The sequence below is a fragment of the Streptomyces sp. WMMC1477 genome (assembly GCF_027460245.1).
In the GTDB taxonomy this organism is placed as follows: domain Bacteria; phylum Actinomycetota; class Actinomycetes; order Streptomycetales; family Streptomycetaceae; genus Streptomyces.
This window is the reverse complement of record NZ_JAPZBD010000003.1, coordinates 4,840,242-4,863,430: the sequence shown is the minus strand read 5'-3', so window position 1 is coordinate 4,863,430 and position 23,189 is coordinate 4,840,242. Positions and strand designations below refer to the sequence as shown.

Below are 23,189 nucleotides of genomic sequence, written 5' to 3'. Positions count from 1 at the left end.
TGACGTTCGCCATCCCCGAGTGGTCGTCCGATCGCTGGCCGCGCTTCACAGGCCGAGCTCGCTGTCAATGAAGTCGATGACTTCTTCGGCCGTCGCCGTGCGCATCGTGGTGGCGACGTCGGCCCCGTCGCCCGCCAGGCCCTCGTGGCGCCAGGTGGCGAGGATCGCCTCCAGGCGCTGGGTGATGGCGTCACGACTGTCGGTCCTCGACACGCGCGCCAACGACGACTGGAGTCTGTCCAGCTCCCCGAGGATCGACAGTTCCGTGTCCTCGCGTGGTACCAGTTCCTGCATGAGATGGTCGGCGAGGACCGCGGGGGTCGGGTGGTCGAAGACGAGGGTCGCCGGGAGTCGCAGCCCGGTGGCCGCGTTGAGCCGGTTGCGCAGCTCGACCGAGGTGAGCGAGGTGAACCCGACGTCGCTGAAGGCACGTTCGGGGTTGACCGCCCCCGCAGAACCGTGACCGAGCACCGCCGCCACGTTGCCGCACACCAGCTCGCGCAGGAGCTGGTCGGCCTCGCCCGCGGTCATGCCGGTGAGCCGTTCGACGAGAGCGGTGCGCGCGGCGAGTTCCGCCTCCTGAGCCTGTGCGGCGTCGGCCTCGGCTGCTGTCCGCGCCTCGGGCACCCCGTCGACCAGGGTGCTCGTACGTGCCGCGGTGAACACGGGGACGAACCGCCGCCAGTCGATGTCGGCGATCGCGATCACGGTTTCCCCGTGCTCGACCGCGTCCCGCACGGCGGGCAGGGCCTGGTCCGGGTCGAGCAGGGGGAGCCCCTGGCGGGCGAGGGCCTCGGCAAGCTGCGGGGCCTGCCCGTCCTCGTCCCCACCGTCGTCCGGGGCCACGTCCCACATGCCCCAGGCGATGGCCGTGGCCGACTGTCCGCGCCTCCTGCGGGCCTCGGCTACTGCCTCCACCTGGGCGTTGGCGGCGGCGAAGGCGGCGTGTTCGGCGCTGCCCCACAGGGCGGCGACGGAGGAGAACAGGACGAACGCGTCCAGCTCCCCGCCGTCCGCGCCGTCGAACTCCCGGTCCAGGGCGCGGGCTCCGGCGACCTTCAGACGGGCGTTGAGTCCGAGGTGCTCGGGCACCGCCTCCGAGACGGGGCTCAGCTCGACGTCGGTCGCGGTGTGGACCACGTTGCGGATCTTCCTGCCCCGGGAGCGCAGCAGGCCGGTCAGGTCGGCCAGCGCTCGGGAGTCGGTGATGTCGCAGGCGTGGACGGTGCACTCGGCGCCGCGTGCGGTGAGTTCCCGGACGAGTTCGGCGCTGCCGCGTGCCTCGGGGCCTTCGGCGCTGACCAGGGCCAGGTGTTCGGCACCCTGTTCCGCGAGCCAGCGGGCGGCCCGGGAGCCGAGCGCGCCGGTGCCGTCGGTGACCAGCGTCGTCCCGCGCGGCTGCCACGGGCGGGCGGCACCGGCCGGGGCCAGCGGGGCCCGCGTCATGCGCCGGGTGAGGACGCCGCCGTCCCGCAGCGCCATCTGGTCCTCGCCCGCGGCGGTCAGTGCCGTCGGGAGCAAGGCGATCGCCTCGGTGTCGTGCTCGACCGGGGGGAGGTCGATCAGACCACCCCACAGCCTCGGGTGCTCCAGCGCCGCCACCCGGCCGAGTCCCCAGATCCCCGCCTGGGCGGCGTCGGGGGCCGCGTCGGTGTCGTCCACGCCGACCGCCGCACGGGTGATCGCCCACATCGGGGCCTCGGTGCCGACGTCCAGCAACGCCTGGAAGAGCGCGGTGGTGTCGGCGAGGCCGCGGGTGACCGCCGGGGCCTCGGGGTGGGCGCGTCCGTCGAGCCCGAGCAGGCTCAGCGCGCCGGCCAGGTCGGCCGTCCCGTGCCCGTGCGCGGCCAGCGCCCCGTCGACCGCGTCGGCCAGGGCGCCACGTGCGGGGCCCTGCGGGGTGCGCAGGGGGACGACGTCGGCGCCGGCCTCGGCCAGCACGCGGGCCGCCTGCTCCACGAGGTCGCCGGCCGTTCCGTCCTCGGGCGCCACCAGGAGCCAGACGCCCGGCAGGACGGGGGCGGCCGGTCCGGCGTCGGCCCGCAGCGGCTCCCACGCGACGCGGTAGCGCCAGGAGTCCAGGGCGGTGCGTTCCCTGCGCCGCCTGCGCCAGGCGGCGAGGGCGGGGACGAGCGCCTGGAGGGAGGTGTGGGTCTCCCCGTCGCCGTTCAGCTCCAGAGTCGCCGCGAGCGAGTCCAGGTCGCCGTCCTCGACGGCCTGCCAGAACCGGGCGGACTCGGGGTCGGTGGCGGTGTCCGGCGTGGCCGGGGCCTCCAGCCAGTAGCGGCGCCGCTGGAAGGCGTAGGTGGGCAGGTCCACCCGGCGGCGGCCGGGCGCGGTGAGGACCTCCTCCCAGGCGACGGCGACACCCCCGGTGTGGGCCTCGGCGACGCTGGAGAGGAACCGGTCGGGTCCGCCGTCGTCGCGGCGCAGCGTGCCGACCACGGCGCAGGAGGCGGGCACGGTGTCCTCGATCGCGGCCGTGAGCACCGGGTGGGCGCTGGCCTCGACGAAGGCCCCGAACCCCTGGTCGGCCAGCGCCTCGACGACGGGGCTGAACTCGACGGTGTTCCGCAGGTTGCGGTACCAGTAGTCGGCGTCCAGGCCGGCGGTGTCGATCTCGGTGCCCGTGACGGTGGAGAAGAAGGCCAGCTCGCCGGTGACGGGCTTGATCGGCGCGAGGTCCGCCCGCAGCCGGTCGCGCAGCCGCTCGACGTGGGGGCTGTGGGAGGCGTAGTCCACGGGGACGGCCCGGGCCCACACCCCGTCCGCAGCCAGGCGGCCGAGCAGGTCGTGGACGGCTGCGGGCGCGCCGGACACGACGGTGGAGGCCGGTCCGTTGACGGCGGCCACCGACAGCTCCGCGTCGGCGGAGTCCACCAGGGCCCGGGTCTCCTCGCGGCCGAGGGCGAGCGAGGCCATGGCGCCCTCGCCGGCCAGCTCCACCAGGGCCAGACTGCGCAGCGCGACCACCCGGGCGGCGTCCTCCAGCGACAGGGCCCCGGCGACGTGCGCGGCCGCGATCTCGCCCTGGGAGTGGCCGACGACGGCGTCCGGGCGGACACCGACGGACTCCCACAGCCGGGCCAGCGCCACCATCACCGCGAACAGCACGGGCTGCACCACGTCCACTCGGGCGAGTTTCTCCTCGTCGCCGTCGCGCAGCACCTGGGTGAGGGACCAGTCCACGTGCGGGGCCAGCGCGTCCTCGCAGTCCTCGATCGCGCGGGTGAACACCGCGGAGGTATCCAGGAGTTCCTTGGCCATGCCGGCCCACTGGGAGCCCTGGCCGGGGAAGACCATGACCACCCGCCGGTCACCCGGGGCCGGTCCCGGCCCGGCGACGGCCCGGTCGGACCGCTCGCCCCGGGCGAGGTCGGCCAGTCCGCCGAGCGCCTCGTCGTGGGAGCGGGCGAGGACGACGCCGCGGTGTTCCAGCTCCGCCCGGGTGGTCGCCAGCGACCAGCCGAGGTCGGCGAGGGGTGTCTGCTCGGGTGAACCGGCCAGGAGGAACTGCCGCAGCCGCTCGGCCTGTCCGGCCAGCGCCTCGGCCGAGCGGGCGGAGATCGGCAACGGCACCGCGCCGAAGGCCGTGCGAGCACGCTCCGCGGCACGGTCCTGCCCCTGCTCGTCGGCGGGCTCGGGGCCCTGCTCCTCGTGCTGTGGCTGCTGGAGGGGTGCCTGCTCCAGGATGACGTGGGCGTTGGTGCCGCTGATGCCGAAGGAGGAGACGCCGGCGCGGCGCGGCCGGCCGTCCGCCTTCCACTCCACAGGCTCGTTGAGCAGTTCGACCGAGCCGGAGGACCAGTCGATGTGCGCGGACGGCTCCTCGGCGTGGAGCGTCCTGGGGAGCAGGCCGTGCCTCATCGCCATGACCATCTTGATGACGCCCGCGACACCGGCGGCGGCCGCGGCGTGCCCGATGTTGGACTTGATCGAGCCGAGCCACAGCGGGCTGCCGTGCCCGCGGCCTTGTCCGTAGGTGGCCAGGAGCGCCTGGGCCTCGATCGGGTCGCCCAGCGAGGTGCCGGTTCCGTGCGCTTCGACGGCGTCGACCTCCTGTGGGGCCAGGCGTGCACCGGCCAGCGCCTTGCGGATCACCCGCTGCTGGGAGGGGCCGTTGGGCGCGGACAGGCCGTTGGAGGCACCGTCCTGGTTGACCGCGCTCCCCGGGACGAGGGCGAGGACCTGGTGGCCGTGGCGGACGGCGTCCGACAGGCGCTCCAGCACGAGTACGCCAACGCCCTCGGAGGCGCCGAAGCCGTCCGCTGCCGCCGAGAACGCCTTGCAGCGCCCGTCGACGGAGAGCACGCCCTGCCGGGAGAACTCCACGAACCCGGCGGGGCTGGACATCACGGTGACACCGCCGGCCAGGGCGAGGGAGCACTCGCCGTTGCGCAGCCCCTGGGCCGCCATGTGCAGCGCCACCAGCGAGGAGGAGCACGCCGTGTCGACGGTGACGGCCGGACCCTCCAGGCCGAGGCTGTAGGCCACCCGGCCGGAGACGACGCTGCCGGCCATGCCGGTGCCCATGTACCCCTCCAGCTCCTCGGGGAGCCGGTCCAGGCGGGAGAAGTAGTCGGCGGTCAGCGCCCCGACGTAGACGCCGGTGGCGGTACCGGCCAGGGAGGGCGGCGCGATGCCGGCCCGCTCCAGGGCCTCCCAGGAGGTCTCCAGCATGAGCCGTTGCTGGGGGTCCATGGCCAGGGCCTCGCGCGGGCTGATGCCGAAGAAGTCGGCGTCGAAGTCGGCGACGTCGCGCAGGAAGCCTCCTTGGCGCACGTTGCTGGTGCCCGCACGCTCGGGGTCGGGGTCGTAGAGCGCGGCCAGGTCCCAGCCGCGGTCGGTGGGGAAGCCGCCGACCGCGTCCGTGCCCTCCGCGACGAGCCGCCACAGGTCCTCGGGGGAACGCACGCCGCCGGGGTAGTGGCAGGCCATGCCGACGATCGCGATCGGCTCGTCCGCGGTCGCGCCGGGGCCTTCCGCGGCGCTCACGGACGCGGACTCGCCCTGCGGCGGGCTCTGGAGGATCTCCGTGGCCAGGTGCCGGACGAGGGCCTGCGGCGTGGGGTAGTCGAAGACGAGGGTGGCGGGCAGGCGCAGCCCGGTGGCGGCGGTGAGGGCGTTGCGCAGTTGCACGGCCGTCAGGGAGTCGAAGCCGAGGTCGCGGAAGGCGCGGTCGGCGGCGACCTCGTCGGCGGAGCGGTGGCCGAGGACCTCGGCGGCGTGGGAACGGACGAGGTCGAGCAGCAGCCGGTTGCGTGCCCCTTCGGTGAGTCCTTCGAGGCGCTGCGCGAAGGCGGCGGTGGAGGTGGCGTCCTGGGGTTGGGACGCCTCGGACGCCTCGGCGATCCGGCGGACCTCGGGGAGTTCGGCCAGCAGCGGGCTGGGCCGCACCGAGGTGAAGCTCGGCGCGAAGCGTTCCCAGTCGATGTCGGCGACGGCGACGGTGGTCTCGTCGTGGTCGAGTGCCGTGCGCAGGGCGGCGAGGGCCAGTGCGCTGGGCATGGCCAGCACGCCGCGGCGGCGCAGGTTCTCCTCGGAGTCGTGGGCGTCGAGCATGCCGCCGGCGTCCCACGCGCCCCAGGCGACGGAGGTGGCCGTCAGGCCGCGGGCCCGGCGAGCCCGCGCGAGGGCGTCGAGGTGGGCGTTCGCCGCCGCGTAGGCGCCGTGCCCCGCGTTGCCCCAGACGGCGGCGTTGGAAGAGAACAGCACGAAGGCGTCCAGGTCCGCGTCCTCGCCGAAGAGTTCGTCCAGGACGCGGGCGCCGACCACCTTGGCGTGGGCGTTGGCGTGCAGGTCCTCCGTCGTGAGGTCGGTGAGGAACGCGGGACGGATGGCGCCCGCGGCATGGATGACGGTGCGGACCGGCGGCTGGTCGACGGTGGCGTCCTCGATCGCCGCGGCGCAGGCGGCGGCGTCGGTGATGTCGCAGGCGGCGACGGTCACCCGTGTTCCCGTCGCGGTGAGTTCGGCGCGCAGGTCGTCGGCTCCCGGGGCGTCCACGCCGCTGCGGCTGAGCAGCAGCACGTGGGGGGCGCCGGACTCGGCCGCCCAGCGGGCCAGGTGGCCGCCGATGGCGCCCGTGCCGCCGGTGATCAGCACGGTGCCGGTGGGCTGCCAGCGCCTCGCGGGGGTGCCGTCGAGGGGGGCTCGGCGCATGCGGCGGCCCAGGGCCCCCTGGGCGCGGACGGCGATCTGGTCCTCGCCATGCTCCCGGTCGGCCAGGAGGGCGGCCACCTGACGCCAGGAGCGTTCGTCGGGCCCGGAGGGCAGGTCGATGACGCCGCCCCACAGGCGGAAGTGTTCCAGCGCCGCGACTCGTCCGAGGGCCCACACCTGTGCCTGTTCGGGCGTGGGGGCGTCCTCGTCCGCCCCCGGCACCTCGACGGCTCCGCGGGTCAGGCACCACAGCGGGCCCGCCACCTCGGCCTCCGTCAGCGCCTGGAGCAGCGTGACCGTGCCGTGGACGCCGGAGCTGAGCCCGCCGCCGCCGGGGTGGTGGCGCTCGTCCAGGCCGAGGAGCGAGACCACTCCGGCGACGTGGTCGGGGCAGGTGTCGCGCAGCGCGGTGCGGAGTTCCTCGCGGGAGGCGGCCGGGTCCGTGCGCAGGTGCGCGACGGTGGCCCCGGCCTCGGTCAGGGCGTGGGCGCACGAGGCGCCGAGGCCGCCGTCGGCGTCGTCGTGCTCGGGGCTGACCACGAGCCAGGTGCCGGTCGGCGCGGTGGTGGTTCGCGAAGGGACCGGTGTCCAGGTGATGCGGTAGCGCCAGGAGTCGAGCACGGACAACTCGCGTCGCTGCCGCCACCAGGAGGACAGGGCGGGGACGACCTCGCCCAGGGAGGAGTGCACGCGTGCGTCGCGCACGTCCAGGGCGGCGGCCAGGGAGTCCACGTCGCCGCCTTCGACGGCTTCCCAGAACGCGGAGTCGGCCGGGCCGGTGCCTGCCTCGTCCGGCGTCTCCTCAAGCGGCCGGAGCCAGTACCACTGGTGCTGGAAGGCATAGGTGGGCAGGTCGACGTGGCGCCGGGTGCCGCCCGCGGCGTCGGCCGCGGGGAGGACCGCGTCCCAGTCCAGGCCGACCCCGTGGGTGTGGGCCTGGGCGGCGCTGGTGAGGAACTGGCGCAGGCCGCCGTGGTCCCGGCGCAGCGTCTCGACGACGGCGGGGCAGCCGGCCGGCGCGTCGGTGCCCGATGCCTGGAGCGTGTCGGTGATACCGCCGGTGAGGACCGGGTGAGGACTGGCCTCGATGAACACCCCCGCCCCAGAGCGCGCCAGCTCCTCCACCGCCGGGGCGAACCGCACCGGGCGCCGCAGATTCCGCACCCAATACCCCGCGTCCAGCGTCGCGGTGTCCACCACGTCACCCGACACCGTCGAGAAGAACGCCACCGACGACGAGGACACCGGCCTGACCCCCGCAAGCGCCTCCTCAAGACCCGCACCGATCTCCTCCACCTGCGGCGAATGCGAGGCATAGTCCACCTCGATCCGACGCGCCCACACCCCCTCCTCCTCGCACCGGGCCAAAACCTCCTCCACCGCACCCACCTCACCGGAGACCACCGTCGACGCCGGACCATTGACCGCCGCCACACCCACCCGGCCCTCCCACGCCGAAACCAGCTCCGACGCCGCCTCCTCACCCAACGCCACCTGCGCCATCGCCCCACCACCCGCAAGCGACACCAACGCCTGCGAACGCAACGCCACCACCCGCACCGCATCCTTCAGCGACAGCCCACCCGCGATATGGGCAGCAGCGATCTCACCCTGCGAATGCCCCACCACCACATCCGGCACCACACCCACCGACTCCCACAACCGCGCCAACCCCACCATCACCGCGAACAACACCGGCTGGATCACATCCACCCGGCCGAGAAACTCCTCATCGCCCTCGCGCAGCACGTGCGTCAGGGACCAGTCGGCGAACAGCACCAGTTCCTTGTCGCACGCCGCGAGGGTCTGGGCGAAGACCTCGCTACGGGCCAGCAGTTCGCGCGCCATGCCGAACCACTGGGAACCCTGGCCCGGGAAGACCATCACCACCCGGCCCGGTGACGGCGCGCCGGAGACCACCCCCGGAGCGCCGCGGCCAGCGGCGAGGGCGGCGAGCCCCGCGGTCGCCTGCTCGTGATCGGCGGCCAGCACCACCGCGCGGTGCTCCAGCCCGGCCCGGGTGGCCGCCAGGGACCGGCCCACGTCGGCCAGCGCGGCGGCGGTCCCGGCCTCGCCGTTCAGGAACTCCCTCAGCCGGCCCGCCTGTCCGGCCAGGGCGTCTGCTGAGCGGGCGGACAGCACCAGGGGGACCACGTCCGCGGCGAGGGCGGGCCTGTCGGGTGCCGCCGGCTCGCGGCGCGGGTTCTGTTCGGGGGCTTCCTCCAGAATGACGTGGGCATTGGTGCCGCTGATGCCGAAGCCGGATACGCCGGCCCTGCGCGGGTGGTCGTCCCGATCCCAGGCCACGGGCTCGGTCAGCAGTTCCACCGCGCCGGAGGACCAGTCGATGCGCGGGGAGGGCTCTTCCACGTGCAGCGTCTTCGGGAGGACGCCGTGGCGCATCGCCATGACCATCTTGATCACGCTGGCGATGCCCGCGCCGGTACCGACGTGCCCGATGTTGGACTTGATCGATCCCAGTCGCAGCGGCCGGCCCTCCTCACGGCCCTGGCCGTAGGTGGCCAGCAGAGCGTGGGCCTCGATCGGGTCGCCCAGCGACGTGCCCGTGCCGTGCGCCTCCACCGCGTCGACCTCGCCCGGAGACAGCCGCGCGTTCGCCAACGCCTGCCGGATGACCTTGCGCTGGGCCGGCCCGTTGGGTGCGGCCAGGCCGTTGGACGCCCCGTCCTGGTTGACCGCGGTGCCGCGCACCACCGCGAGCACCTCGTGGCCGTTGCGCACCGCGTCCGAGAGCCGCTCCACCAGGAGCACGCCGGCGCCCTCGCCGACGCCGAACCCGTCCCCGGCGGCGGAGAACGCCTTGCAGCGCCCGTCCGGCGCCAGCGCCCGCTGCCAGCAGAACTCCACGAACCCTTCGATGCTGCCCATGACGAGGGCTCCGCCGACCAGGGCCAGGGAGCACTCGTCGTTGCGCAGCGCCTGCACGGCCAGGTGCAGCGCCACCAGCGACGAGGAGCAGGCCGTGTCGACGGTCAGGGCAGGCCCTTCCAGGCCGAAGGTGTAGGCGAGGCGGCCGGAGATGACGGCGCTGGTGGTGCCGGTCATCTGGAAGCCGCCGATCACCTCGGTGCCGACGCCGTATCCGGGTGAGGAGGCGCCGACGAAGACACCGGTCCTGCTGCCCTTGAGGTCCGCGGGCACGATGTGCGCCCGTTCCATGCTCTCCCAGGCGGTCTCCAGCAGCAGCCGCTGCTGCGGGTCCATCGCCAGTGCCTCCCGCGGGCTGATGCCGAACATCGCCGCGTCGAACTCACCGGCTTCGTAGAGGAATCCGCCCTCGCGGGTGTAGATCTTCCCGCCCACCTCCGGGTCCGGGTCGTAGGTTCCCTCCACGTCCCAGCCGCGGTTGAGGGGGAACTCCCCGACCGCGTCTCGGCCTTCGGCCACGAGTTGCCACAGCTTCTCGGGGCTGTCGCTCCCGCCGGGGTAGCGGCAGGCCATGCCGACGATGACGATGGGATCGTCGGAGACGGCGGTGGACGTCGCGCCGAGCACCACCTCCTGGTCGCCCATGGCCTCGGAGCAGACGAAGCCCGCCAGCGCCTCCGGCGTGGGGTAGTCGAAGATCAGCGTCGCGGGCAGGCGCAGCCCGGTGGCGGCGTTGAGGCGGTTGCGCAGCTCCACCGCGGTCAGCGAGTCGAAGCCCAGGTCCTGGAACGCCCGCTTGGCGTCGATCAGGCCGGGCGAGGAGTGCCCGAGCACGGCCACGATGTGCGTGCGCAGCAGGTTCAGGACCGTCTCCTGCCGCTTCTCCTCCGACAGGGGCGCCAGCGTCCGGGCGAAGGAGGCGCCCTCGCTGCGGCCCTCGGCACCGACGGCCCGCCGGGCCGGGTTGCGCACCAGGCCGCGCAGGGGCGGCAGCAACGTTCCGGCGTCGGCCTGGCTGCGCAGGGCCCCGGGGTCGACGCGCATGGGCGCCAGGAACGGATCATGGGTGAGGCAGGCGGTGTCGAAGAGCTCCAGCGCGTACTCCGCCGGCATGGGCACCATGCCGGCCCGGCCGACACGGACCCGGTCGTGCTCGTCGAGCTTGCCGGTCAGCCCGCTGGTACGTTCCCAGAGGCCCCAGGCCAGCGAGGTGCCCGCCAGCCCGAGCGCGCGGCGGTGCTGGGCCAGCGCGTCCAGGAAGGCGTTCGCGGCGGCGTAGTTGCCCTGTCCCGGACCGCCCAGCACACCGGCCGCCGAGGAGAACATCGCGAACATGCCCAGCGGCAGGTGACGGGTCAGGTCGTGCAGATGCCAGGCACCGTCGGCCTTGGCGCGCAGCACCTCGCTCACCCGCTGGGGGGTGAGGTCACCGATCAGACCGTCGTCGAGGACACCGGCGGTGTGCACGACACCGGTGAGCGGGTGCTCCTCGGGTACTTCCCCGAGCAGGCGCACCACCTGGTCGCGGTCGGCGACGTCGCAGGCGAGGACGCGGACCCGAACGCCGAGCCCCTCCAGCTCCTGCCGCAGCTCCGCGGCGCCGGGTGCCTCGGGCCCCTGGCGGCTGGCCAGGACGAGGCTGCCCACGCCGTGGGCGGTCACCAGGTGGCGGGCGACCAGCGCGCCGAGGGTGCCCGTGCCTCCGGTGACCACGACCGTGCCCGAGGGTTCGACCTCCGGCGGGATGCGCAGGACGATCTTGCCGGTGTGGCGGGCCTGCTTCATGAAGTCGAAGGCTTCGCCGGCCTGCCTGACGTCCCAGACGCGCACCGGCGGCGGCGTGATCGCCCCGCGTGCGATCAGGTCGACGAGCTCCGCCAGGATCTCCCCGATCCGGGCCAGGCCCGCGTCGAAGAGGTCGAACAGGCGGTACGTGACGCCGGGGTGGTCGCGGCCGACGACCTCCGGCTCGCGCATGTCCGCCTTGCCCATCTCCAGGAAGTGGCCGCCGCGGGGCAGCATGCGCAGCGAGGCGTCGACGAAGTCGCCGGTCAGGCAGTTGAGGACGACGTCCACGCCGGCGCCGCCGGTGGCGTCCATGAACTTCTGCTCGAAGTCCAGGTCGCGTGAGGAGCTGACGCGTTCCAGAGGCACCCCGTTGCGCTGCACCGTCTCCCACTTGGCCGGGCTCGCCGTGGCGAAGACCGTCGCGCCGAGGTGCTGGGCGATCTGTGTGGCGGCCATCCCCATGCCGCCGGCCGCCGCGTGGACGAGTACGGACTGCCCCGGCCGCAGACCGACGACGTCCCGGAGCCCGTAGTAGGTGGCGACGAAGACCGTCGTGAGGGACGCCGCACGCTCGAAGGTCCAGCCCTCGGGGATCTTGACGACCATCTTGTGGTGCGTGACGGCCTGCCGGGCGAAGCCGCCCTCGCCCAGGCCCATGACGTGGTCGCCGACGGCCAGGGTCTCCACCCCGGGGCCGACCTCGGTGACGACGCCGGCGATGTCCCCGCCCATGCCGTCGAGCATGGCCTCGCCGGGGTAGAGCCCGAGCGCGATGAAGACGTCGTGGAAGTTGATCCCGGCCGCACGCACCGCCACGCGGATGAGGCCCTCGTCCAGGGGCCGCTCGGAGCGGGGGGCGTGCACGAGGGCGAGGTCGTCGAACGAGCCGCGGTCCCCGACGTTGTCCAGCCGCCAGGCGCGCACGTCCCGCTCGGGCACCATGCGGGTGTCGGCGTGACCCAGCCGGGGCACGAGGGCCGTCTCCGCGCGGACGGCCGCCTGCGGTTCACCGCCGTCGACGGCGGCTGCGACCGTACCGGGGAGCAGCGCGTAGGCGGACTCGTCCGGCTCCAGGTCCACCAGCGTGATGCGGTCCGGGTTCTCCGCCTGGGCCGCGCGCAGCAAACCGAGGGCAGCAGCCTGCGCGAGGTCGCTGACGTCCTGGCCGGGGCTCGTCGCGACCGCTCCGTGGCTGACCACGACCAGCCGGGAGGCGGACAGACGTGGGTCGTCCAGCCAGGCCTGCACGCGGGTCAGCACGGCGCCCACCCGGATGTGGACGTCCTCCGCCGTGGCCCCGACGGCCGGTGCGGGCAGGCACCACACCACGGCGTCCGGGGTGACGGCGGCGTCCTGGCCGAGGAACCGGCCCAGCGCGTCGAGGTCCGCGAAGACGGCGGCCTCGGTCCCGGGCTGCTCGGCGATCGCCGCGAGCAGGGCGGCGGTGGCGGGCTCGTCCTCGTCCCCGAGCAGAGCCCAGGAGCGGTGGGGACGCCCGGCGTACTCGCCCAGCGGCAGCTCGGTCCAGCGCAGCGCCAGCAGCGAGTCGTCGACGGCCTGTTCCTGCGTGGCCTTCAGCCCGCCGTCGTCGATCCGCCGCGAGTCGAGGGAGCCGACGACGGCGACGGGGCGGCCGGTACTGTCGGCGGTCTGGATGCGCATGCCGTCCCGCACGGAGCCGGTCACCCGTACCCGCAGAGTCGTCGCGCCGGAGGCCAGCAACCGCACACCGCGGTAGGAGAAGGGCAGCCAGACCTCACGCGAACCGCGCTCGACGTCGTCGAAGGCGCCGACGTGCAGGGTCGCGTCAAGCAGCGCGGGGTGGATGCCGAAGCGGGTCGCGTCCTCGTGCTCGGACTCCGGCAGGGCGACCTCGGCGAGGTACGCGCCGTCCGCGCCGCGCCAGGCCGCGCGCAGGCCGCGGAAGACCGGGCCGTACTGGTAGTCGGCCTCGGACAGCCGTTCGTAGAAGTCGTCCAGCCCGACGGGCCGCGCGTCCTTGGGCGGCCATGCGGTGGCGTCCCACTCCTCGGCGGACCACACGGTGGTCGTGGCCTCCGAGGGCAGGAGGACGCCGGTCGCGTGGCAGGTCCAGGGGCGTTCGCCGTCCCCGTCGTCGTCCCGGGCATGGATCGTGGCCTCGCGACGCCCACCGTCCCCGGCCGGTCCAACCCGCACCTGAAGCTGCACCCCGTCCTTTCCGGAGAGCACCAGTGGCGCCTGGGTGGTCACCTCCTCGACCAGCGAGCAGCCGACCTCGTCACCGGCACGGATCAGGATTTCCAGGAGGGCGGCGCCCGGGGCCAGCGTGGTGCCGCGCACCGTGTGGTCGGCCAACCACGGGTGCGTGGTCAGCGACAGGCGCCCCGTCATCAGCCACTCGTCACTGGCCGCGATCCCCACCGCCGAGCCCAGCAGCGGATGGTCGGCCGAACGCTGTCCCAGGCCGCGCACGTCACCGGCCACGTGGCCCGGTGCGGGCTCCAGCCAGTAGCGCTGGTGCTGGAACGCGTAGGTGGGCAGGTCGACGTGCCGGTGCGTGCCGTTGGTCGGGAAGAGCGCGTCCCAGTCCAGCTCCACCCCGAAAGCGTGCGCCTGGGCGGCGCTGGTGAGGAACTGCGTCCAACCACCCCGATCCCGGCGCAACGTCTCCACCACCGCTGCCACTTCGGCCCCATTCTCCGACAAGGTATCCGCGACACCACCGGTGAGGACCGGGTGAGGACTGACCTCGATGAACACCCCCGCCCCAGAGCGCGCCAGCTCCTCCACCGCCGGGGCGAACCGCACCGGGCGCCGCAGATTCCGCACCCAATACCCCGCGTCCAGCGTCGCGGTGTCCACCACGTCACCCGACACCGTCGAGAAGAACGCCACCGACGACGAAGACACCGGCCTGATCCCCGCAAGCGCCTCCTCAAGTCCCGGCCCGATCTCCTCCACCTGCGGCGAATGCGAGGCATAGTCCACCTCGATCCGACGCGCCCACACCCCCTCCTCCTCGCACCGGGCCAAAACCTCCTCCACCGCACCCACCTCACCGGAGACCACCGTCGACGCCGGACCATTGACCGCCGCCACACCCACCCGGCCCTCCCACGCCGAAACCAGCTCCGACGCCGCCTCCTCACCCAACGCCACCTGCGCCATCGCCCCACCACCCGCAAGCGACACCAACGCCTGCGAACGCAACGCCACCACCCGCACCGCATCCTTCAGCGACAGCCCACCCGCGATATGGGCAGCAGCGATCTCACCCTGCGAATGCCCCACCACCACATCCGGCACCACACCCACCGACTCCCACAACCGCGCCAACCCCACCATCACCGCGAACAACACCGGCTGGATCACATCCACCCGGCCGAGAAACTCCTCATCACCCTCACGCAGCACGTGCGTCAACGACCACTCCACCAACGGCGCCAACGCCTCCTCACACTCCGCCACCACACCCGCAAACACCTCACTGGAAGACAGCAGCTCACGCCCCATCCCCACCCACTGCGAACCCTGACCCGGAAACACCATCACCACACGACCCGGCACCACCACACCCGACACCACACCCGCCGCCGGCTCACCAGCCGCCACCGCACCCAACCCCGCAACCGCCCCACCACGATCACCAGCCAACACCACCGCCCGATGCTCCAACCCCGCACGCCCCAACGCCAACGAACGACCCACACCCACCAACGACACCCCAACCCCACCACCCGACCCCAACCACTCACCCAAACGACCCGCCTGAGCCACCAACCCCCCAACCGAACGCCCCGACACCACCAACGGCACCACACCACCCGACCCCACCACAGCCCCATCCCCAGACTCCACAGACTCCTCCAGCGGAGCCTCCTCCAAAATCACATGCGCATTCGTCCCACTGATACCGAACGACGACACACCCGCCCGACGCGGACCACCCTCCACCTCCCACGCCACAGACTCCGACAACAACTCCACCGCACCCGACGACCAGTCAATGTGCTCCGAAGGCTCATCCACATGCAGCGTCCTGGGAAGCCGACCATGACGCATCGCCATCACCATCTTGATCACACCCGCCACACCCGCAGCCGCCTGCGCATGACCAATATTCGACTTCACCGACCCCAACCACAACGGACCCCGACCCTCACCCCGCTCCTGCCCATACGTCGCCAACAACGCCTGCGCCTCAATCGGATCACCCAACGACGTACCCGTCCCATGCGCCTCCACCACATCCACATCCCCAGCCGACAACCGCGCACTCGCCAACGCCTGACGAATCACCCGCTGCTGCGACGGACCATTCGGCGCCGTCAAACCATTCGACGCACCATCCTGATTCGTCGCACTCCCCCGCACCACCGCCAACACCCGATGCCCACGCCGCCGCGCATCCGACAACCGCTCCACCAACAACATCCCCACACCCTCGGACATGGCGAGGCCGTCGGCTCCGGCGGAGAACGCCTTGCTCCGGCCGTCGCGCGCGAGCCCACGCTGACGGCTGAAGGTGACGAACTCACCCGGGCTGGACATGATCGTGACCCCGCCGACCAGAGCGAGGGAACAGTCGCCGTTGCGCAGCGCCTGCACCGCCAGATGCAGGGCCACCAGGGAGGAGGAGCAGGCCGTGTCGACGGAGACGGCGGGGCCTTCGAGGCCGAGGGTGTAGGCGATGCGACCGGAGAGCACGCTGGCCGAACTGCCCGTGGAGAAATGGCCTTCGAGCTCGTCGGGGACCTTGGGGAGAGTGGAGCCGTGGTCGACGAGGTTGAACCCCATGAAGGTGCCGGTCTTGCTGCCCTTCAGCCTGCCGGGGTCGATGCCCGCACGTTCGAGGACTTCCCAGGAGAGTTCGAGGACGAGCCGCTGCTGCGGGTCCATGGCGAGCGCCTCGCGCGGCGAGATCTCGAAGAACTCCGCGTCGAACTGGTCGGCGTCGTGGAGGAATCCGCCTTCGTTCACGTACGACGTTCCGGAGCGATCCGGGTCGGTGTCGAAGAGGCCCTCCAGGTCCCAGCCACGATTTTCGGGGAAGGGGGTGATGGCGTCGCGCCCATCCCTGACGAGCTCCCACAGGTCCTCGGGAGAGGTCACGCCGCCCGGGAAGCGGCAGGACATCCCGACGACGGCGATCGGTTCGCGCGCGGAATCCTCGACTTCCTGAAGCCGCTGGCGGGTTTCGTAGAGTTCCGCGGAAGCCCACTTAAGATAATCACGCAGCGTATTCTCGTTGGTACCGGGATCATTCGACATGGCGGCTGGGCTCCTCCGTCGTCACACCCTCTACGGCTGAGGACCCTAGGCGTTGAGCGTCACCCGTGACATGACGTGGACACATTCAGGGGTTACACAGGGGCTCGACAGGTTTTGGAGGCCTGACTCAGGGGGCCGCCCACCCCTCCTAGGGGTTGACTTGACCCTCACTCGAACGTAATGAAGAAATCCGTTGCCTCGTGAGGAGGCCGCATCCCAGATCTCGTTCCGGCTTCGTGCCCGGGACGACGAAACCGCCCCGCCAACGCCCGGCGGGGCGGCGGCGGGGCGGTCCTGTTCCGTCGTCGCGACGGAGCTGGCCGGGCCGTGGCGGGGTTTCCGAGCGGCGACGGGGCCGCCGAGGTGCGGCACGGCGGCGGACTGCCGCCTCGCCGTGAGCCCCGCCCCGTCAGGAGGGCAGGTTACGGCGGCCCATGCCGGCCAGCCCCAACGCGACGAGCGCGGCCGCGAGGAGCGTGAGGGTGCCGAGCGCCAGCGCGCTCGGGGGGCCGTAGAACGGCACCACGTGTGCGAAGGGAGAGAACGCCTTGAACGTCCACTCCGGCATACCCACGTGCTGGCCGAACTCGACGGCCACGGCGACCACGAGCGCGCCCCATCCGACGATCGCACCGGTACGGCCGAGCCAGCCGTAGGCCGCCATGGCGATACCCACCATCACCCACACCGCGGGGATCAGGCTGGTGGTGGTACTCATCATGTCGCCGAGGTCGTCGCTCCCGATGCCGAAGGACAGGCCGACGGCGAGCAGCAGGACAGCGGGCACCACCAGGGCCACGAGCAGGTGCCCGGTAGCCCACCGCGTACGGCTGACCGGGAAGCTCAGCAGCAGTTCGGCGTGACCGCCGGACTCCTCACCGCTGAGCCGCAGCAGCGTCATGAGGGCGTAGATGGTGATGGGGAAGCACATGGTGAAGGCGATGTAGGCGAAGAACGCCTCGCCGGTGTTGTTCGCCGCCATGGCGTCCGCCCACTCGCGGAACTTCTCGCTGTCGGCGTACTCCTCCATGGCGTCCGCGCCGATGAACCCGGTGGGCAGGCTGACGGCGACGATCGCCACCAGCCACACGAGGGCCATGCCCCGGTGCAGCCGCCAGGTCAGCGCGCCGGCGCTGTTCAGCCCGGGGGCGGCGGTCACCGGCCCGGGGCGCACGGCCGTCACACCGCCGCCGAGGTCGCGGCTCGCGGCGAGGCGAACGGCCGTCCACAGCAGGACGGCGACGAGTAGCAGCACCAGCAGGAACGGCCACCAGCGCTCGTCCGCGAAGGGACGCGAGCGCTGGAGCCACGCGTTGGGGACCAGCCAGCCCAGCCCCTCCACGACCCCGTCGCCCATGTCGGAGGCGCCCCGGGCGAAGTGCAGTCCGAAGAAGACGGCGAACCCGCCGATCGAGGCGGCCCGCGCGTTCTCCGTCACCTGCGCCGCGACGGCCGCGATGGCCGCCGCGATCCACACCGCGCCCATGACCACCAGCCCGAAAGCCAGGGAGCCGGCGCCGGGCATGCCGCTGCCCGCCATACCCGCGGCGGAAAAGACGGCCAGGAGGACACCGGAACCGAGCACGACGATGAGGATCGCGGCGAGCGGGGCGTGGCGGCCGACCGCCGTGGAGCCCACCAGTTCGCTGCGGCCCGTCTGCTCCTCGGTCCGGGTGTGCCGCACGATGAAGATCACCGCACCAAGCGCGGCCATCAAGGTGGCGCCGCCGATCGCCTCCTGGGCCACCAGGGCGTTGATGTCCATCGCGTACGCCGGCCCCTGGAAGAGCTTGAACATGGGGACGTCGTGCATGACCTCGTTGTACCGGTCCTGCACAGCCTGGGCGTCGGGGAACGTGGTCTCTCTGGCGTTGGCCCTGCTGGTAACGGTGCCGAGGGTCATCAGCAGCCACAGCGGCAGCCAGACCCGGTCGCGGCGCAGGATGAGGCGGATGAGCTGTGGCACTCCGGACAGGGGGCCGGCCGTCGCCGTCTTCGGCTTCGTCTGCTGCGGCAGGGTGGCGGTCGGGGCGCTCATCGGGCGACCGCCCCGGCCTCGTCCGTCCCGGCGGTGGCGCCGGTCCCGGTGGTCCGGTAGTGCCGGATGAAGAGCTGCTCCAGCGTCGGCGGCTGGGTGGTGATCTCCCGCAGACCGAGGGTGCCGAGGTGCGTGACGACGTCGCCGATGTGCTCGGAGTCGACCTGGAGGCTCACCCGGTCCCCTTCCGTGACGAGATCGTGCACGCCCGGCCGGTCGACCAGGCCGACGGACGGGGAGGCGAGCCGCGCGGTGACCGAGACCCTGGTGAGGTGCCGCAGTTCGGTGAGCGATCCGGACTCGACGACCTTGCCGGCCCGGATGATGCTCACCCGGTCACACAGGGCCTCCACCTCGGAGAGGATGTGGCTGGAGAGAAGGACGGTGCGACCCTTCGCCTTCTCCTCCAGGACGCACTCGCGGAAGGCGGCGTCCATCAGCGGGTCGAGTCCGGTGGTCGGCTCGTCCAGGAGCAGCAGTTCGACATCGGAGGCGAAGGTCGCGATGAGCACGACCTTCTGCCTGTTGCCCTTGGAATACGTGCGGGACTTCTTGCTCGGGTCCAGCTGGAAGCGCTCGATCAGCGCTTCCTTGCGGCGCTGCTGGTCTCCGCTGCCGCGCAGCCGGCCGAGCAGGTCGATGACCTCACCGCCGGTGAGGTTGGGCCACAGGGTGACGTCGCCGGGCACGTACGCCAGGCGGCGGTGCAGCTCGACGGCCTTCTCCCAGGGATCCTCGCCCAGTAGCCGGACGGTTCCGGCTTCCGCCTTCATCAGGCCCAGCATGACCCTCAGGGTCGTCGTCTTCCCGGCACCGTTCGGCCCGAGGAAGCCGTGAACCTCACCGGCTCCCACGCTCATGTCCAGGCCGTCGAGTGCTCGGGTCTTGCCGAAGGCCTTGACGAGACCCTCGATGCGGATCGCCTCACTCATCATCTCTTCCGTCCGTCGTGGGGGGGTATGACTGGTTGGTGCGCCTCTCGTGGCTGTCCACCGCGCTGCGAATGCCGTCTCCCGCGCTCGACGCGGCGAACTCGGCCATGGCCGCGTAGATGTCGAGCATGGCCACGCCGATGCGGTGGGAGTGCTGCGGAGCCAAGACGTCGTCGCCCATCCGGCGTCCCAGGTGGTCGTGCAGCACGATCGTGGCGAAGTGCATCGCGGCCATGACGGCGCCGGCGTCTCCGGCCTCGGCCGACCCGGCGGGGAACCGGTCGGGCGCGATGCCGACGAGGAACTCCTCGGCCACGGCGGCACCGTTGTCGAACAAGGCGGCGGCGAGGGGGGAGCCCTCGACCATGGCCCGGGCGATGTAGCGGATGACCAGTGAACTCTTGGCCAGGAGCTCCTCCACGAAATCGGGCTTGGTGATCTCGCCACCGTTCAGCCCGAACCGGTCCAGCCCGTCGAAGGCCGCCATCACGTAGGCGTCGCACGCTTCCTGGAGTGCCTTCTTGGAGCCGAAGTGGTGCTGGAGCAGTCCCGGGGAGACCCCGGCGGCCGCCGCGATGCTCTTGATCGTCGCGCCCTTGCTGCCATGCTCGGCGAACTGCGCCAAGGCCGCGTCTCTGATTCTGGCGCGGCTGGTCAAATCCTCAACTGGCCGGTCGTGCCAATCGGATCCTTCATGCATGACTTGGATGCTATACATCCGTATCGGAACCTGGAAGGCCGAACAGGGCCGAAATTACGTCAAGTTGACGGCCACTGGGGTGAGCGCCGTCGAGGCGGTCCGAGCGCCGCCTTCCCGGCGCTACACCACGCCACGCCGTACGCGCACGGTCAGTCCAGAGCGCGCGACGACGGGGGCGGGACCTGGCCGGGGCGGGAGAGGGGCGAAACGGCTTCGGCTCCGCAGCCCGTCACGTCGGGACGGGCTGCGGAGCCGAAGAGACGCACAACGGGCGCCGTGGGGCAGCGAGCTCTCAACTCACGGAAGTATCCACCCATCCGTGAGCCACGGCCGATTGACCCAAGGACGTGCGGATGCGCTCGATCTGCGCGGCCGTCAGGGCTTCGTCCGCACCGATGAGGATTTCGGTGACCTCGGCGCGGAACTCGGAGGAGGACAGGACGTCACAGGTCGGCTCGTCCTGAGCGTACTGCGCCGAACCGGACGCGGGTGCCGCCTCCTCGACGTGGCGGCGCACCGAGGGTGCCGACTCGGCCACCGCACCCGGCGTGATGAGTCGGATCTCGGAGGCTTTCGGCCCCTTCTCACCCTCTTCGACGAAGAACTCCACCCGGCCACCCGGCTGATAGAGATACTTCTCGGACAGCAAGTCGTTGGCGTGCATGAACACGTCCTCGTGCCCCTCATCGGGAGCGATGAACCCGTACCCGCGGACCTCGTCGAACCGCAAGATCTTCCCCGTCACAAACACTGTGAAACCCCTATCAACACCACATGCCGTGCACAACCGCTGCACACTTGTTGAGTCTGTTCCCCGCACGGCCCGCAAGTCCTGCCCGACCGTGCCCTCGTTTCCTACCCCCTGAGGGTGAACGACGCAAGGTCCTGGGCGCAACGATACGTGACAGCGGGCGAAGCGTCGCCGCTCGCGGCGACGTGATCCGACGCGGAGTACGCAGGCCAGCGGGCCTCCATCAGCTCCGGACCGCGCCGACACGAACTGGGCGGCATCCTCGGCCGCATGCCGCCGGACGCCACGGGACGTCTGCGGGCCATGGCGCGGAACGTCAGGCGAACTGACCGTACCCGCCGCACCGGGCGCCTCCGGGACCCGGATCTGTTCTTCTTCGACATCGCCTTGAGCCTTCGGTGATCGCATGGCGGGCCGAGCTGAGCAGAGGTGAGGTCTCATGGCATTGCAGGACACCGTCAACGTCCCGGCGGCCGTGACCGGCCGCCGGGGAGCGTCCACCCCCTGCGGGGTGGAGATCACGCGTTCGGCGCGGGACGCGGGCAGCGCCCGGGAGGCGCGCGCCCGGCTGGAGGACCTGCTCGACCGGCGTCGCGGCATGCTGCGCTTCCTCGGCGAAGAGCGGATCGTCGGCTACGTCGACCCGCCGGTCGAAGTGTCGTTGCGCAGCGTGGAGATGACGGTGCGCGCCCTCAACGACCGTGGACGGGTGCTGGTCCCCGCGCTGCACGCGGCCCTGGAACGGGAGCGTGAGCGGGTGACCCGCGCCGATGACGTGCTCACCGTCCGGACGGACGCCGCGTGGGCGGTCTTCGCCGAGGAGGAGCGCACCCGGCACTCCGGGGTCTTCAACGCGCTCCGCGCGATACTGCGCGCCTTGGCGGTCCCCGGCGACTCGCTCCTGGGGCTGTACGGCGCGTTCGGCTACGACCTCATCTTCCAGATGGACCCCGTCGACTGGAGACAGCAGCGCGCGCCGGAGGACCGGGATCTGGTCCTGCACCTCCCCGACACGGTCTGGGAACTCGATCTCACCCGCGACCAGGCGACGGTCCACCACTACGAGTTCGTCTTCCGGGGCGCGGAAACCGCGGGGCTGCCCCGGGAGACCCCCGCGGCCCCCTTCGTCCCCGGCGTCCCGAAGAGCCTGCGTGACCACCTCCCCGGCGAGTACGCGCAGATCGTGGCCAACGCCAAGCCGCTGTTCCGTTCCGGCGACCTCTTCGAGGTGGTGCCCAGCCAGGTCTTCAGACGGGCCTGCACGAGCACGCCGGCGGACGTGTTCCGGCGGCTGCGGGCACACAATCCCGCCCCGCACAGCCTGCTGATGAACCTGGGAGAGCAGGAGTACCTGGTCGGAGCGTCACCGGAGATGTTCGTGCGGGTACGCCGGGAGGAGACTGCGGCAGACGAGCGGCAGGTGGTGGAGTCCGCGCCGATCAGCGGCACCATCACGCGCGGCCGGGACGCCATGGAGGACGCCGCGCGCATCCGGGAACTCCTGGCCTCCGTCAAGGACGAGTCCGAACTGACCATGTGCACGGACGTGGACCGCAACGACAAGTCACGTGTCTGCGTGCCGGGCTCGGTGCGCGTCGTGGAACGGCGGCGCATCGAGAAGTATTCGGCCCTCATCCACACGGTGGACCGGGTGAGAGGCGTCCTGCGCCCGGACCGGGACGCCCTCGACGGCTTTCTGGCGCACCTGTGGGCGGTCACCGTCACCGGCGCGCCGAAACTGGCCGCGGTGGAATTCATCGAGCGGCAGGAGCGCTCGCCCCGGCGCTGGTACGGCGGCGCCGTGGGCCGACTGGGCTTCGACGGCACGGTGGACTCGGTGCTGACACTGCGCACGATGCACATCACACACGGTGTGGCCACGGTCCGGGCCGGTGCGACCCTGCTCCACGACTCCTCGCCGGAGGCCGAGGAGGCCGAGACGGAGCTGAAGGCCGGGGCGCTCCTGGAGGTCCTGGACGAGCCGACGCGGGGAAGGCCGCCGGCGGTCACCGTGCGGGAGCCGGGCCCGGGGGCCGGGCTGCGGGTGCTGATGGTGGACCACCGTGACTCCTTCGCGCACTGTCTGGCCGACCATCTGCGGCAGACGGGCGCTCACGTCACCACCTTCCGGAGCGGCAACCACCTGCCGGTACTGGCCCGACAGCGGCCGGACCTGGTGGTTCTCTCGCCCGGCCCCGGCCACCCCCGGGAGTTCGGGGTCGCGGAGACGATGGCGGAGGCGGAGCGCTGCGGCCTCGCGGTGTTCGGCGTCTGTCTGGGGCTGCAGGGACTCGTCGAGTACCTCGGCGGCACCCTGGCCGTGCTCGCGGAGCCGGTGCACGGGAAGGCGTCGGCGGTCAACGTCACCGCGCCGGACAGCCGGCTGCTGGCCGGGCTGCCCAGCCGGTTCGAGGTCGGCCGCTACCACTCGCTCTACGCACCCGCGGACGCCGTCCCCGAGGCGTTGAGGGTGACGGCGGTCACGGACGACGGGGTCGCGATGGCCGTGGAACACCGCACTCGACCGTGGTCGGCGGTTCAGTTCCACCCGGAGTCGATCATGAGCACCGGGGAGGACGCGGGTCGCCGGATCATCGACAACGCGGTGTCCGCGCTGACTTCGGCGGTGCTCCGCCGACCGTGAACGGTGCGAGGCGCGGGGGCGGCGGGCGCCCG

6 protein-coding genes are annotated in these 23,189 nt (G+C 72.2%); 1 reads left to right on the top strand and 5 read right to left on the bottom strand.

Annotated elements, in window-relative coordinates:
- Window positions 1-45: 45 nt before the first annotated feature.
- The 5 genes from O7609_RS21550 to O7609_RS21525 form a co-directional block, all read right to left on the bottom strand.
- A complete protein-coding gene (locus O7609_RS21550) occupies window positions 46-16,059 on the bottom strand; it encodes a type I polyketide synthase (protein ID WP_443072270.1) in 16,014 nt (5,337 codons plus the stop codon).
- A 442-nt stretch (window positions 16,060-16,501) separates the two neighbouring features.
- Window positions 16,502-18,130: an ABC transporter permease gene (locus tag O7609_RS21540; protein ID WP_269735357.1), complete on the bottom strand. Its 1,629-nt coding sequence runs from the start codon at window positions 18,128-18,130 to the stop codon at window positions 16,502-16,504.
- Complete coding sequence (locus O7609_RS21535) at window positions 18,127-19,062, bottom strand: ABC transporter ATP-binding protein (protein WP_269735358.1); 936 nt, start codon at window positions 19,060-19,062, stop codon at window positions 18,127-18,129. The genes O7609_RS21540 and O7609_RS21535 overlap by 4 nt, the downstream gene beginning before the upstream one ends.
- Entirely contained in the window at window positions 19,055-19,762 is a 708-nt protein-coding gene (locus O7609_RS21530; protein ID WP_269735359.1) for a TetR/AcrR family transcriptional regulator, read from the bottom strand. Before O7609_RS21530 ends, O7609_RS21535 begins: the two co-directional genes overlap by 8 nt.
- Window positions 19,763-20,054: 292 nt before the next feature.
- Window positions 20,055-20,513 carry a cold-shock protein gene (locus tag O7609_RS21525; RefSeq protein ID WP_269744070.1) on the bottom strand — a complete coding sequence of 153 codons (459 nt, stop codon included), beginning with the start codon at window positions 20,511-20,513 and terminating at the stop codon, window positions 20,055-20,057.
- Window positions 20,514-20,952: 439 nt separating this feature from the next.
- On the opposite strand from O7609_RS21525, the gene O7609_RS21520 reads away from it, so the two are divergent.
- Window positions 20,953-23,157, top strand: a complete 2,205-nt coding sequence (locus O7609_RS21520) for an anthranilate synthase component I (protein WP_269744069.1) — start codon at window positions 20,953-20,955, stop codon at window positions 23,155-23,157.
- Window positions 23,158-23,189 lie beyond the last annotated feature (32 nt).

Coding starts and splice junctions, on each gene's coding strand:
- O7609_RS21520 (WP_269744069.1), top strand. CDS start 20,953: ATGGCATTGCAGGACACCGTCAACGTCCCGGCGGCCGTGACCGGCCGC.
- O7609_RS21530 (WP_269735359.1), bottom strand. CDS start 19,762: ATGCATGAAGGATCCGATTGGCACGACCGGCCAGTTGAGGATTTGACC.
- O7609_RS21535 (WP_269735358.1), bottom strand. CDS start 19,062: ATGAGTGAGGCGATCCGCATCGAGGGTCTCGTCAAGGCCTTCGGCAAG.
- O7609_RS21540 (WP_269735357.1), bottom strand. CDS start 18,130: ATGAGCGCCCCGACCGCCACCCTGCCGCAGCAGACGAAGCCGAAGACG.